The sequence below is a fragment of the Ruegeria profundi genome (assembly GCF_049800715.1).
GTDB classification, from domain to species: Bacteria; Pseudomonadota; Alphaproteobacteria; order Rhodobacterales; family Rhodobacteraceae; genus Ruegeria; species Ruegeria profundi_A.
This window is the reverse complement of the sequence record NZ_JBNAFO010000012.1, coordinates 128,505-142,943: the sequence shown is the minus strand read 5'-3', so window position 1 is coordinate 142,943 and position 14,439 is coordinate 128,505. Positions and strand designations below refer to the sequence as shown.

Annotated in this window: 14 protein-coding genes; 10 read left to right on the top strand and 4 right to left on the bottom strand. The window is 57.1% G+C overall.

The features are described 5' to 3' along the window. Positions 1-87 precede the first annotated feature (87 nt). The 10 genes from ACP15L_RS18425 to ACP15L_RS18380 all read left to right on the top strand — a co-directional run bounded on the left by ACP15L_RS18425 (position 88) and on the right by ACP15L_RS18380 (position 10,276). Positions 88-849, top strand: a complete 762-nt coding sequence (locus tag ACP15L_RS18425; protein WP_425085297.1) for a pirin family protein — start codon at positions 88-90, stop codon at positions 847-849. Continuing rightward, on the top strand, positions 846-1,100 hold the full coding sequence (locus ACP15L_RS18420; protein WP_425085296.1) for a DUF1427 family protein: 255 nt from the start codon (positions 846-848) through the stop codon (positions 1,098-1,100). The genes ACP15L_RS18425 and ACP15L_RS18420 overlap by 4 nt, the downstream gene beginning before the upstream one ends. Before the next feature lie 30 nt (positions 1,101-1,130). Then, positions 1,131-1,835, top strand: a complete 705-nt coding sequence (locus ACP15L_RS18415; protein WP_425085295.1) for a hydrolase — start codon at positions 1,131-1,133, stop codon at positions 1,833-1,835. Between the two features lie 132 nt (positions 1,836-1,967). Further along, on the top strand, positions 1,968-3,701 hold the full coding sequence (locus ACP15L_RS18410) for an amidohydrolase (RefSeq protein ID WP_425085294.1): 1,734 nt from the start codon (positions 1,968-1,970) through the stop codon (positions 3,699-3,701). A gap of 24 nt (positions 3,702-3,725) precedes the next feature. Continuing rightward, on the top strand, positions 3,726-4,034 hold the full coding sequence (locus ACP15L_RS18405; protein ID WP_170660609.1) for a GNAT family N-acetyltransferase: 309 nt from the start codon (positions 3,726-3,728) through the stop codon (positions 4,032-4,034). Continuing rightward, a complete protein-coding gene (locus tag ACP15L_RS18400) occupies positions 4,018-5,628 on the top strand; it encodes an MFS transporter (RefSeq protein WP_425085293.1) in 1,611 nt (536 codons plus the stop codon). Before ACP15L_RS18405 ends, ACP15L_RS18400 begins: the two co-directional genes overlap by 17 nt. 14 nt (positions 5,629-5,642) lie before the next feature. Further along, a complete protein-coding gene (locus ACP15L_RS18395; RefSeq protein ID WP_425085292.1) occupies positions 5,643-6,527 on the top strand; it encodes an efflux RND transporter periplasmic adaptor subunit in 885 nt (294 codons plus the stop codon). A gap of 55 nt (positions 6,528-6,582) precedes the next feature. After that, on the top strand, positions 6,583-7,035 hold the full coding sequence (locus tag ACP15L_RS18390) for a (2Fe-2S)-binding protein (protein WP_425085291.1): 453 nt from the start codon (positions 6,583-6,585) through the stop codon (positions 7,033-7,035). Position 7,036: 1 nt separating this feature from the next. Beyond that, on the top strand, positions 7,037-9,217 hold the full coding sequence (locus tag ACP15L_RS18385) for a molybdopterin cofactor-binding domain-containing protein (RefSeq protein ID WP_425085290.1): 2,181 nt from the start codon (positions 7,037-7,039) through the stop codon (positions 9,215-9,217). Positions 9,218-9,298: 81 nt separating this feature from the next. Next, positions 9,299-10,276, top strand: coding sequence for a pirin family protein (locus tag ACP15L_RS18380; protein WP_425085289.1), 978 nt, complete (start codon positions 9,299-9,301; stop codon positions 10,274-10,276). Between the two features lie 45 nt (positions 10,277-10,321). On the opposite strand, the gene ACP15L_RS18375 is transcribed toward ACP15L_RS18380, so the two are convergent. Genes ACP15L_RS18375 through ACP15L_RS18360 form a run of 4 tightly spaced genes read right to left on the bottom strand, consistent with a single transcriptional unit; the run spans position 10,322 to position 14,436 of the window. Continuing rightward, positions 10,322-11,143, bottom strand: a complete 822-nt coding sequence (locus ACP15L_RS18375; protein WP_425085288.1) for a 3-keto-5-aminohexanoate cleavage protein — start codon at positions 11,141-11,143, stop codon at positions 10,322-10,324. 1 nt (position 11,144) lies between these two features. After that, positions 11,145-12,029, bottom strand: coding sequence for an intradiol ring-cleavage dioxygenase (locus ACP15L_RS18370; RefSeq protein WP_425085287.1), 885 nt, complete (start codon positions 12,027-12,029; stop codon positions 11,145-11,147). A gap of 39 nt (positions 12,030-12,068) precedes the next feature. After that, the gene (locus tag ACP15L_RS18365) at positions 12,069-13,826 is read right to left on the bottom strand and encodes an FAD-dependent oxidoreductase (protein ID WP_425085286.1); all 1,758 of its coding nucleotides are present in this window, start codon (positions 13,824-13,826) and stop codon (positions 12,069-12,071) included. 28 nt (positions 13,827-13,854) lie between these two features. After that, a complete protein-coding gene (locus ACP15L_RS18360; RefSeq protein ID WP_425085285.1) occupies positions 13,855-14,436 on the bottom strand; it encodes a VOC family protein in 582 nt (193 codons plus the stop codon). Between the last annotated feature and the right edge of the window lie 3 nt (positions 14,437-14,439).

Genomic DNA, 14,439 nt, shown 5'->3' with positions numbered 1-14,439 from the left:
AACTAATGCATACCCGCAGAACTTCTGCTTTGTCGAGTTCAAACTACGCCCCACATCGAAGAGCAACAGAACTTGGAACTGAGTGAAATGATCAAGATCCACGAAAAAGCATCGCGGGGACGTACGCAAAACGGATGGCTGGACAGCTATCACACGTTTTCGTTCGGCCAGTTCCAAGACCCGACGCGCATGGGGTTCGCCAATCTGCGCGTGATCAACGAAGACGGCCTGATCCCAGGTGGTGGTTTTGCGGCGCATGATCATGCGGATATGGATATCATTACACTGGTTCTGGATGGGCAACTGCGCCACGAGGATGATCAGGGCAATGTCGCCAGTATCAGCACAGGCGAAGTGCAGGGAATGTCGGCAGGCAACGGCGTGCGCCATTCCGAATACAACGGCTCCACGTCGGAGCCCGCAAAATTCCTGCAAATCTGGCTGATCCCGGATGAGGTGGGTGGTCAGCCTTCATACACACAAGCCTCGCTTCCGAACGAAGGAGATGTCCTGCTCGCTGGACCCGCCTCATTGCACCCTTTGATCCCGTTGAAATCAAGGGCGCGACTGGCGCTTCGTCGGTTCACCGAAGGACAAGAACTTGTGCTTTCTCCAAATGGCGAAAGTGACCACTTCGTTCATTTGCTGGATGGGCTTGCCTTTGCCGAGCACGAACGTCTGAGCGCGGGTGACGGTCTACAGGTTCCGCGATCCGCACAGGTCACTCTGCAATGGCACACTGACGGGGCTGCGCTGGTTTTCGATATGCCAAGCCCCGCAGCAAGGAAAGAATCCAAAAGCCTCAAAGCCAGATCAATCGAAACAGAATTTCAAGGAGACCCGACGTGACTTGGCAACCATATCTCATATCGCTCGCAGCGGGCCTCGGGATTGGGGTCATCTATGGCCTGATCGCAGTCCGTAGTCCGGCCCCGCCAATCATCGCGCTTTTGGGCCTCTTGGGCATGCTCGCCGGAGAAGCTGCAGTGCAATGGATTCGGGGTCATTCCGACGCTGTGTCACAGGCCCTGCATCTGAAATCCTTCGCCGTCAAGCAGGCTGAAGAGACGGGCCAACCAACCGAACCCAAAACCCTTTAACCCCATCCAACCTCAACCAAGGAATGAAAAATGTCCAAACTTGAAGTCCTTACACCTGAGAACAGCCAGATCATCTTCATCGATCATCAGCCACAGATGGCTTTTGGCGTGCAGTCGATTGATCGTCAGACGCTGAAGAATAACACCGTTGCCTTGGCCAAAGCCGCCAAGATCTTTGACGTCCCCACTATCATCACCACGGTCGAAACGGACAGTTTTTCGGGGCATACCTATCCTGAACTTCTGGATGTAAACCCACAGGCACCTCTTCTCGAACGCACGTCGATGAATTCCTGGGACGACCAGAAAGTCCGCGATGCACTGGCACGAGGAGCTGCGGAAGGACGCAAGAAAATCGTTGTCTCGGGTCTTTGGACCGAGGTCTGCAATATCACCTTCGCGCTGAGCTGCATGGCCGATACGGACTACGAAATTTACATGGTTGCTGACGCGTCGGGCGGTACGTCGGCTGATGCCCACAAATACGCGATGGATCGGATGGTCCAGGCCGGAGTCATCCCGGTGACCTGGCAGCAGGTTCTGCTGGAATGGCAGCGGGATTGGGCGCGCCGCGACACCTACGATGCTGTCATGGACTTGGTGCGTGAACACTCCGGTGCCTACGGCATGGGTGTCGATTACGCTTATACGATGGTTCACAAGGCGCCATCGCGCAGCCGCCACTCTGGCCCTACGCTGGAAGCGGTACCTGCCGGAAAAGTCGCCGCAGAGTAGTCTGCCGCGCAACGCCCGCTCGGTCCCCTCATCCCTCCCCATGAAACCGAGCGGGAGACTTTCCAAACCTCTCTCAATCTGTGCCCTTTCGGTGGGCACAGACACCTCACGTTTTGCCAAAGGATCTGCACCATGGCCGCCCCAGACAAGATACTCTTCAACGGCAAGATCACGACAATGGATCCTGACAGGCCCGAAGCAACGGCTGTGGCCATTTCAGGCGATCAAATCACCGCCGTTGGAACTGACAAGGACATGCTTAGGCTCGCGGGACCCGAAACCGAGACCATTGATCTGGGCGGCCAGCGTGTAATTCCCGGCCTGATCGACAGCCATACGCACATCATCCGACAAGGCAACAACTTCGCCATGGAGCTGCGCTGGGATCACGTTCCGTCGCTTGCTGACGGTCTGCGTATGCTGAAGGCGCAAGCAGAGCGTACTCCTGCCGGGCAATGGATCCGCGTGGTTGGTGGTTGGTCCGTTGATCAATTCGCCGAAAAGCGCTTGCCGACGATTGATGAGATCAATGCGGTCGCGCCGGATGTGCCTGTGTACGTGTTGCATCTCTATGATCGGGCGTGGCTGAACAAAGCCGCCCTGCGTGCAATCGGCATCGACAAACACTTCTACGAGCCCTTTGTCTCAGGGCGTCTGGAGCGGGACGATCAGGGCAACCCGACAGGCCTCGCGATGGCGCGCCCCAACGCGCAACCGCTTTACGCGTTGTTGGATATGGCCCCCAAGCTGGATTTCGAACAGCAGGTCACCTCGACCAAGCACTATTTCAAGGCGCTGAATGGTCTTGGATTGACCTCGGCTTTGGATTGCGCGGGTGGGTTCCTGAACTATCCCGACGATTACGGCGTCATCACCGAGTTGAACAAACGCGGCGAGCAAACCGTGCGCATCGGCTATCAACTATTTGCGCAGCGCCCGATGTTTGAGCTGGACGATTTCAAACGTTGGAATGACATCGTCAAGCCAGACGAAGGCAACGACTACCTGAAATGCGTGGGCGCGGGCGAGATGCTGGTCGCGTCGGCCTATGATTTCGAAGATTTCAGCTACCCACGCCCCGATCTGCCCAAGCGAATGGAGGGGGACCTCAGGCCGGTACTCGAGTTTCTGTTCGAAAACCGCTGGCCGATCCGCTTCCATTGTACCTACGAGGAAAGCGCCCACCGGTTGCTGAGCCTTATTGAAGAGGTCGGCCGTGACAAAGGGCTGGAAGAGCTGAATTGGATTTTCGATCACGGCGAGACGATCTCAGAATCCACCATGGAGTGGGTCGCCCGTCTGGGCGGCGGTATCAGCTATCAAAACCGCATCGCTTTTCAGACCACAGCCTATCGCGACCGTTACGGTGAAGACGCACTGCGCGAAGTCATGCCGGTCAAGAAGATGATGGCCTCGGGTGTGCCTCTGGCTGCTGGCACGGATGCGACGCGGGTGTCGTCCTATAATCCGTGGTTGGCCATTCATTGGGCCGTTTCTGGCAAAGGTCGTGGCGGAGACGTCATCTGGAGTGCAGCGAACCGCTTGGATCGGCACGACGCGCTGCGTCATTGGACCGCCGCCGGGGCTTGGTTCAGCCGGGAAGCGGGTAAGAAAGGTCAGATCAAGGCGGGCCAATGGGCGGATATCGCCGTGCTCGACCGGGATTATTTCTCGATCGCCGAGGATGAGATCACCGAGATCGAGGCCGACCTGACACTTACGGGCGGCAAGATCGTACATGCCAAGGCCCGTTTTGCGGCGCATGCGCCTACCCCACTGCCAGAGCTTCCAGATTGGTCACCCGTTCCAATTTTCGGTGCACCCGGCGCTGTGACGCAAAGCCAAGGCAGCCTTGCCGCTGAATAGCGGCAAGACCTCAGGAGATTTCCCATGTTGGACGATCAAAAGCTAAAAATCACTTACAGCGAAAGCGATACAAAAGCACGATACGGCGCTTCGGTGTCCGGGATCGTGAGCGAGGCTGAACTGACGCTGTCAAAAGTCACGCCTAGCCTCGTTATCGCCGACCACACGTTTGTCCCGGAAGAGTTGCGTGGTCGCGGCTTGGCTCGGACCTTGGCCGCGCAGCTTGTGGCGGACGCGCGCGACAAAGGTCTTCGCATCGTGCCGCTTTGCCCGTTTGTGCGGTCCTACGCCGAAAAAAACCGCGAGGAGTTGGCAGATGTCATCCAGTGGTAGCATCGCGAAACCTGCACCTGCGGCATCGAACTCGGCTTGGATCCCGTTCAAACATCGGGCGTTCGCGCTTCTTTGGGTTGCGACCCTGATCTCCAACGTCGGCACTTGGATGCATGATGTGGGCGCGGGGTGGCTGATGACGACGCTCAATTCATCCCCGGCGGTCGTCTCATTGGTGCAGGCGGCAACAACCCTGCCAGTGTTCATCTTCGCTTTGTACGCCGGTACGCTGGCGGACCGGTTGGACAAACGCAAGCTGTTGATCACAGTGAACGTGGTGCTTCTGGTGCTGGTGTCCTTGCTAACCGTGCTGGTTCAGCTTGAGCTTGTAACACCTACGCTGCTGATCCTGTTCACGTTGGTCATCGGAACTGGCACGGCTTTCATGGCTCCGGCCTGGCAAGCGATCGTGCCAACTCTGGTGCCGCGTGACGCTTTGCAGCCCGCCATTGCCTTGAATTCAATGGGCATCAACATCAGCCGCGCGATCGGCCCCGCCTTGGCGGGCGTTTTGATTGCATCGGTCAGCTTGGCGGCGCCTTTTGCGGTCAATGCGGTCAGTTATCTCGTGATCATTGGCGCTCTGTTGTTGTGGAAGCATGACGGCGGTGTATCGAAGACATCTCAGCCCGTGTTCAACGCGATGATGACCGGCATGCGGCACGTCGCAAATAACGGCCCGCTCAAGGCCACGTTGATCCGATCCTTTGCCTTCTTCATCTTTGCCTCTGCCTATTGGGCTCTGCTGCCGCTGGTCGTCCGAACGATCGAAGCGGGCGGCGCGACGCTGTATGGATTGTTGCTGACTTTGATCGGCGCCGGGGCTGTTGCGGGTGCTTTGACCCTTCCGCATTTCCGCGCGAAGCTTGATGCAAGCACGACAGCTGCAGGCGGCACCATCGGCACCGCCGTTGCCATGGCAATTCTTGCGACGGCGACAACCCCTCCTCTGGCCTATATCGCCGCACTATTGGGTGGCTTTAGCTGGATTGCCGTTCTCACCACGTTCAATGTGTCGGCGCAGACCGCGCTGCCCAACTGGGTCAGGGCCCGAGGATTGTCTGTGAATCTGATGGTGTTCTTCGGGTCCATGGCGTTTGGATCAGCATTCTGGGGTCAGGTGGCCACGGCAACATCTGTTTCGATCACCTTGCTGATCGCAGCAGGCGGTTTGATCGTTGGCTTGCTTCTTACGCGCAAGTTCCAGCTTGGTCAGGGCGAAGATCTGGACCTGACGCCCTCTATGCATTGGCCGGCGCCGCAAGTTGCCCTTGAAGAGCACGGCTTGGCATCCCGCGGTCCCGTCATGGTCGAAGTCGAGTATCGCATCCGACCCGAGGACGAAGCTGCGTTCCTGTCCGCGATTCAAGAATGGTCAGGCGAGCGCTGGCGCGACGGAGCCTATGATTGGCGCGTTTTCCAAAGTGCAGAAGAGCCTGAGCTATGGGTCGAAGCCTTTATGGTTTCATCTTGGGAAGAACATCTGGCTCAGCACGAGCGTGTATCACACCAGGATCAGGACCTTCAACGGGCTGTCGCAGCCTTTGATACCCGTGAAAGCGGGCCGGTCGTTCGCCATCTGATCGCACCATGATGAGAGTGTTTGTGATGCTATCGATTTTGGTTACCCAAAGGCCCATTCTTTCGGCCACAGTCTTTGCGGCTCTGTTCTGGGCCCATGCGCCTGAGCAGGCATCTGCGAGTGGAGCGGAGTTTGAAGGCCGTATCGAAGCAGTCGACCGATCGGACGTTTATAGCCGGGCGGAGGGCATCGTCGAAGAAGTGCTGGTTGAGCAAGGTGACTATGTCCAAGCGGGCACGCCATTGCTGCAGCTTCGAAACGATCTGGAGAAACTGGCGGTCGATGCCGCGAGTGCAGAGTTGGCCAAAGCCGAGGCTCTGTTGCTTCAAGCCCAAGATAGGTTGGCCCGCGCCGCCCAACTCTCAACGCGAGGAGCGGCAACAGAGGTTGCATTGTTGGACGCCGAAACAAATCTGGCTTTGGCTGAGGCCGAAAGGGACTTGGCGGAAACCGAGTTGGAGATCGCACAAACCAACTACGAGGACACGCTCATACGTGCGCCGATCTCAGGACATGTCGAAGACCCGCGTGTTGGACCGGGTTCGCTGGTTGAGTTCAATTCCGGCGATCCGCCCCTGTTTCAACTCGTAAATCTCAACCGCCTGCGCGTTGTGTTCGAGCTTCCCTATGCCCATTGGGTTTCAGGGCTGAACACGACTAACACGCGCTCAGAGGAGTTATCAAAATCTGGCTGGTTTCGTGTTGAAACGGAAATTGGTCGGGTTCTGTCAGATGCAATTCGGCTCACTGGATCGGCGGTCTGGTTCGATGAAAAAAGCGGAAAGATACGTGTCTGGGCAGATCTAGAAAACCCCAACCAAACGTTGCGACCGGGAATGAAAGTCCGTGTCACGCCCATGGTCCACCCAGTCACCGGCGCCGAGCAAGACCACTCCATGGTCAGGCCATGAAGAAATCCACCCCACAAGATCCCCTCAACATCAGGCATCACAAGGACTGTTCCAAATGATCAAATTCGAATTGAACGGCCGACCCGTAGAGGTTGATAACCCCCCTGACGAAATGTTGCTGCTGGTCCTTCGAGATACGCTCAAACTCAAGGGTACGAAATACGGGTGCGGTGCTGCCATGTGTGGAGCCTGCACGGTGCATGTGGATGGTGTGGCGAGCTTCGCATGTCAGATGTCGGTTAGCGACGTGGAGGATGCGCGAGTCACGACGATCGAAGGATTGTCCGAAGACGGCTCGCATCCTGTTCAGAGGGCCTGGATCGAAGAGCAGGTTGCCCAATGCGGCTATTGCCAGTCGGGTCAGATCATGCGCGCGGCGGCACTTCTAGCGGACAATCCATCCCCGACGCGCGAAGAAATCGTCGATGAGATGAGTTCGAACTTATGTCGATGCGGAACGTACAACCGAATTTTCAAAGCCATCGAACGCGCAGCCAAGGAGGTTTGAGATGACGATGACCATGAACCGCCGTGGGTTTCTACAAGGCGCTGCTGGACTGACATTTTTCATCGGTGCGGGAGGCATCTCATCCGTCCGGGCTGAGGCAGCAGTTGGCGCGCTGGATGTCAATCACTGGTTGACGATCCGAGCGGATGGAAGCATCCGGATCGTCTTCCCGTCGACCGAAATGGGACAAAGCAGCTACTCCACGCTGCCACAAATCCTTGCCGAGGAGTTGGATGCCGCATGGGACGACGTTGAGATCGAACAGCTAAACGCTGATGATCGACGCTTTGGAAATCAGCTGTTCGGCGGTGTTTTGTATACGGCTGGCAGCACCGGAACACAGTTCTACTTCGATCCGATGCGCAAAGCGGGCGCTCAAGCGCGCGACGTGTTGCTGCAAATCGCAGCGCGCGAATGGGGTGTGGACAAAGCCAGCCTTAGGACCGAACCAAGTGTTATTTTGGGGCCCGATGACCAACAGGCAGGGTATGGTGAACTGGCGGCGCTTGGTTCAAGGGACGTGACGGTACCAGACGCTGAGACCGTGCCGCTGAAAGACCCATCCGCGTTTCGGATCATCGGGCAAGACCTACCGCGTCGCGACGTTCCGGCCAAAAGCACAGGTCAGGCCGAATACGCGATTGATGTGGAAGTGCCCAATATGGCCTATGCGGCGGTTCTACGTGCACCAGTCGAGGACGAGGTAGCGCTTTCCATCAACGACTCTGCCGCGCGCGAAGTACCGGGCGTCATCGAAATCGTGACGGTACCGGACGGTGTCGCCGTCGTCGCGGAAAGCCTTTGGTCTGCCTTGGGCGCACGGGGTTTGCTTGAGGTCGAATGGTCCACCACCTCACCTTTCCGAACCTCAAACAGCGAAGAGACGCTGGCCGAATACGCCGCCGCTGTCAGCGCTCCTGAAGCGTCGGGGGCAACCTGGGCCGAGAAAGGCGACGCCCCTGCAGCCATTGGCAACGCTGACCGTCAGTATTCGCAGCTTTATCTGTCGGACTATGCCTACCATGCTCAGATTGAGCCGATGGCGGCGGTCGCTGATGTCGATTCGGACGGGCAAGGTGCTGAGGTTTGGGCGGGCACGCAAACGCAGTCGTGGACTGCGCGGACTGTGTCCGAGGTGCTGGATATCCCCGTCGAAAGCGTTCGACTGAACATGATGACGATGGGCGGAGGCTTTGGTCGACGCACAGCCCTGATGCAGAACTATGTGCGTGATGCGGCGCTGTGCTCTAAGGCCGTTGGACGCCCTGTCAAAGTGATTTGGCCGCGTGAAGACGACGTGAAGCAGGGGACCTTCCGCCCGGCTGCGGCCCAAAAGCTTGAGGCCGGTCTGACAGCGGAGGGAAAACTGGACGGGTGGTATCACAAGGTCGCTACACCAACGGTCATTGGTTTCTTCAACCCGCTGCGTTGGGATGCGGTGAACCCGAACGATGTGATCTCAATGCGGGGTGCCGAGAGCAAGTTCTATGGCATCAAGGATTTCCGCGCCGATCATCTGATCATGCACCGGCACGCCCGCCTTGCCCCCTATCGCGGTATTGGCGCGTCCTACACGGCCTTTGCGGCGGAGTGTTTCATGGACGAACTCGCAGAACAAGCCGGGCGGGATCCATTGGAGTTCCGGCTAGATCTTGTTTCCGAAAACCCGCGTGGGCAGCACCTGCTTGAGAAGGTGGCCGAGATGTCTGATTGGCAAAATCGGGGTAATCGAAACTTAGGACTCTCTTTTGCAGGCTACAGCTCATCCATGGCCGCAGGTGTGGCAGAAGTTGAAGTCGACGCGGACAGTGGAGAGATCCAGATCACCAACTTCTGGGCCGCGATAGATGCGGGCCTGATCGTCACGCCAGACAACGCACTCAATCAGATCGAAGGTGGCATCGTATTCGGTATCTCGATGGCTCTTTCCGAAAAGATCGACATCGAAAACGGCGAAGTGGTGCAGAGCAACTTCTGGGACTACGAGATCACACGCGCGTCGCAGATGCCGGACATCGAGATCTACATCGCAGAGGTCGATGCGCCGCCTGTTGGTGTTGGCGAGGTTGGCACTCCGATGGTGCCCGCAGCTATTGCCAACGCGTTCTATGCCGCCCAAGGCAAGCGCTTGCGCCACATGCCGTTTACTCCAGATCGCGTCACCGCCGCGCTGGAAACGTAGCGGGCTAAGGATGCTGCCGGTCATTTCCTTTGACCGGCGGCGCATTTGCCAAGACCCAACTACAGACAAAGGACCCAATGTATGAGTTGGAACCCCACGCATAACCCTGTGTGCCCAAATGCTTCGGCAGACAGTGTTGAAACTCTGATTATTCCGCGCGCCCGTGATCTTGGTGGGTTTGAGGTCCGGCGTGCATTGCCCGCGCCCGAACGCCAGATGGTTGGACCGTTCATCTTTTTCGACCAGATGGGCCCGGCCGAGTTCGTCACGGAAGGCGGCATAGACGTTCGCCCTCATCCGCATATCGGTCTTGGAACCGTAACCTATTTGTATGATGGCGAGTTTGAGCATCGCGACAGCCTTGGCACTCATCAGATGATCTATCCGGGCGAAGTGAACTGGATGGTTGCAGGCAAGGGCGTCACACATTCGGAACGCACCAGCGCGGAAACACGGGCCAAGCGCAATAGGTTGTTTGGTATTCAAACCTGGATCGCGTTGCCAAAAGACCGCGAAGACATGGCACCGGACTTTGAGCACCACAAGAACGCAGCCCTTCCAAAGCTTCAAGATACTGGCATTCAAGCAAAACTCATACTCGGATCAGCCTATGGCAAATCCAGCCCCGTGACGATGCAATCCGAGACGTTTTACGTCGACGTCATTCTTTCGCCGGGTGCGCATTTTCCATTGCCGGACGATCAGGAAGACCGTGGAATCTACGTCACTGAAGGGTCAGTTGAGGTTGCTGGCGACGTCTTCCACGCCGGTCAAATGATGGTCTTTCGGCCCGGTGATAAAATCAGCGTTCGGGCTGGCGAAAAGGGAGCGCGTCTCATGGCGCTGGGCGGGGCAACCCTGAGCGAGGAGCGTTACATCTGGTGGAACTTCGTTTCATCGTCCCAAGACAGGATTGAAGACGCCAAAGAGTCTTGGAAGGCGGCGGATTGGGCCAATGGCCCATTTAAACTGCCACCGGGTGACGACGCCGAGCACATCCCTATCACGCCAGAACTTGAACAAACCTTGCCCAATATAAAGACCGAGGCTTCAGCCTGACTTTTTAACCGGGATTGTGGGTTTTCAAAGGTGCGCAAACCCGGTCTAGAGGCCTAGAATAGTTCGTGCCTGGACCGCTGTTGCAACCGGACGATTGTATTTGGCACAGATCTCTGTAGTCCGCGTTACAAGCGCTGCATTTGATGGTGCCAGCGTATTGCGATCCAGGCGCACGTTGTCTTCCAATCCCGTTCGCGCATGGCCACCTGATGAAATTGCCCAGTGGTTCAGAACCTCCTGCTGCGCACCAATGCCTGCAGCGCACCAAGGCGCACCCGGAAACAGTCGCTCAACTGTCTTCACGTAGAAATCGAATACGTCGCGATCTGCGGGCATCGCGTTTTTCACGCCCATGACAAATTGCACATAAGGCGCGTCTTTGATTTGACCTTTCTTGTGCATCTCGGCCGCTTTCAGGATGTGGCTCAGATCGAAGGCTTCGATCTCTGGTTTGACGTCATAAGTCACCATCTCAGCCGCGAGCCAATCGACCAAATTAGGTGGGTTTTCGTAGACGCGCGTGGGGAAGTTGTTCGATCCAACCGACAACGACGCCATATCCGGTCGCAACGGCAGCATGCCGCCGCGCGTCTTACCTGCCCCCGATCGCCCCCCAGTCGAAAACTGGATGATCATGCCAGGGCAGTGTTTCTCAAGCCCCTCTTTCAACCTTGCGAACTTTTCCGGGTCGCTCGATGGTGTCTCGTCATCATTTCGAACATGGGCATGGCAGATAGACGCCCCCGCCTCAAAGGCTGCCTGTGTGCTTTCGACTTGTTCTTCGACTGTTATGGGCACAGCCGGGTTATTGGCTTTGGTTGGCAAGGACCCGGTTATTGCAACACAGATGATGCAGGGTTCAGACATTTCACGCCTCTTTCGGTGCGAGGACAAAGTCGAATTCGACATCCCAAAAGGGACCTTCAAAGCCAACTACCGCAGATCGCGCCGGATCATCGACCCGGTTGAATTCGGCGATCAGGCTTTCTTTGACCCCAAAAACCGCGTCCGAATTGATATATTGGTCGTCGGGATCGAAAATATGCGTGGTCAGGTCGTCGTAGCCGTCTTTTGAAACGATGTAGTGCAGGTGCGCTGGTCGGTACGGGTGCCGACCAAGACGCTTCAACAGATCGCCAACCGGCCCGTCATCCGGGATAGGGTAGTTCTTGGGTCGCACGGCCCGGAACCAATAGGTGCCGTCGGCTCCGGTTGTGAAGACGCCACGCAGGTTGAAATCAGGTTGAATACCTTTCTGCTGCACGTCGTAAAACCCGTCATCATTGGCTTGCCAGACATCAATCTTGACACCTTCCAACGGGTTGCCTTCCACATCGGTAACACGACCCCGCACCACCATGTCCTCGCCCTTTTGGTCGAGACAAATATTGTGTCCCATCTCATATTCCGGGGCACCTCCCACATGGAATGGACCCAGCACAGTGTTCTCGGAGGCCCCCGTGGGGCGGCGTGAGTTCACGGCATCCACCAGCATCGACACGCCCAGGACATCGGACAGAAGAATGTACTCCTGTCGCCAGTCATCGCACATGTGCCCAACCTTGGTCAGGAACATGATCGCCTCGAACCATTCCTGCTGCGTCGGTTCGATTTCCTTCACGGCTTCATGGAGCTTTCGCGTGATGACTTCCATCACCTGCTTCAGCCTTTCGCTTTCCGCGTTTTTGTTGCGTGCCGTGACGACCTCGGCCGAGTTTTCCTCGGTAAAGTATCCCATCTCATGCGAGTCCATTTTGGCCTCCTGACTTGTGTAAGTTTGCTCCAGATTGGCTCATCGCGAAAGGACTGTGGTCAGCGCGCGACGCAGTTCAGCTTCGGCATCCGCAGCCATATCGGCTGAGCGCCATGCCACGTGTTGATCAGGACGGACCAACAAACAGCCCGTATCCGAAATCTCTGACGCGCGCGCCCAATCTCCGGTGTGGTCGACATAAGTCTGGCGCGGACCGATGACGTGACAGCGAATGGGCATACCCAATTCTTTCGAGACGGTTTCCGCCGCATTCACCCACGCCTCACCACCGATACCGGTAAGCACAGTGAATTCTCCGCGACCGCATAAATCCAGAGTTGAATGCTTGTTCCCTGTATCATGATCAAACACCCAGACATGTGGAATACGCGCGCCGGGCCAAGTCGTCGGCTGGTAATGCAGCTCAGCATCCTGATCAAAACCGGGATTGGGTTGACCATCCGTTTCAATCGCACAGGAGTCGTAGCGCTGGTTCATTTCAACGCCATGCGCATCGAACTCATATTTCTTGAAGGCAATCGCCTCGCGAATGGCCTGCCTTTGTGCTGCAGCTTCAGGCGTTGATCCTGTGCGAGCCTCTAGATTGCTTTGCATGACCTCTGGGTCGACGCCTTCGGCCATTCCGAGCGATTCAAAGATGGGGCCGAATTCACCGATGGATTGATTGGCCCGTGTGACGATCTGCTTTGCTACCGGCGCGCGTTCTTCGCTGTAGCTGTCCAGCAGGTCCTCTCCGGCATGGCCTTTCAGGACAGCCGCCAGTTTCCAAGCCAAGTTGAAACTGTCCTGTATCGACGTGTTCGACCCCAGCCCGTTTGAAGGTGGGTGTCGGTGTGCCGCGTCACCCATTATGAACACGCGATCCTTTTGCATATGGGTCGCGTACATATTGTTGACGGTCCAGGTGTTGGCGCTGATCAGTTCGATCTCAAGCTCGGGGTCGCCAACCAATTGCCGTGCAACCTGAGTGGCCATGGCCTCGTCCACCTCGGGGGCGGGTTGGTTGATGTCATAGCCCCAAACGATGAGCCATTCGTTCCATGGGCGGACCATGCGGACTAGACCCATGCCAATGCCACCGACATTCGCACCCGGTTGCATCACCCAATAGAGGACCGATGGCCGATGCGCGACGTATTTACTGAGATCTGCGCGGAACAGGATGTTCATGGACCCGCCGACGCCCATCTCACCTTCGAAAGGCAGACCGGCATGTTCCGCGACCAGAGAATTGCCCCCATCCGCGCCGACCAAGTATTTCGAGCGGATCGTGATTTCTTCGCCCGACAAACGATCCAAACACGTCGTTGTCACCCCATCCGCGTCCTGCTCATGGCGCAAGTATTCTGTGCTCATCCGCGCCTGAGTTCCACGGCGGCAGGCCGTGCCAAACAGGATCGGCTCCATGAAGGTCTGAGGCAGATCGTTCATCATGGTCGGGCTGGACAGCAGGTGCTCGGCCTTGGACAGAGGATGATTTCCCCAGCTTTTCATGCGCCCGATTTCCTCACCGGCGAGGCTTTCGCAGAACACGTTTTCGCCCATCAGATCCTGATGCGCGGCGTGCATATAAGCTTCGGCCTCGACCTCATGACCAAGGTCGCGCAGCACCTCCATCGTGCGCTGATTGGTGATATGTGCCCGCGGCGTATTGGCCAGCCAGCGATAGCGGTTGATGACCATATTCTCGACGCCATAGCTCGACAGCAGAGCCGCCGTTGCAGACCCCGCCGGGCCGGTCCCGATGATCAGGACATCCGTTGTGATGGTGGCCATAAGCTCTCTCCCTTGTTCTTTGAATTTCTCAGGACCGCGGATCCCAGAGGCGGCCGTCATATTCGGCCTCATAGGCTTTGCCGTCCGGGTAGCTGACCAGTTCCAGCTGCATGCCCCAGGGGGCGAGGAAATAGACCCAGGTCTCGCCAGCGCTTGGGCCGTCAGTCATGGTGGTCGGATTGCCCAGGACCTTAATGCCTTTGCCCTGCAAATAGCTGACGGCATCTTCCATATCGGTGGTGTAGAACGCGATATGATGACCGCCGATATCCGAGTTGCGCGGCAGTTTCGTATCCTGGTCCGGCGCGGTGTATTCGAAAATTTCGAAATTGGCACCGTTGCCGCAGCGTACCAACCGCATCGTTGGGATCTCGGCCTTGGCGTCCACGTTCAGATGGTCCGCCATCCAAGTGCTATCACCGCCCGAAAACGGACCGAGCGGGTAGAACACATTGCAACCGATGACGTCCTGAAAGAAGGTTACAGCCTCATCAACGCTCGGGACTGTAAATCCCACGTGGTCTGTGCCCGTCATTCCCGGCAAGGAACTGCCAGCAAGTGCGCCCGTTCCTAATGCTGTGACTGCGGCCGTCAGTGCGAGAGTTTTCATGGA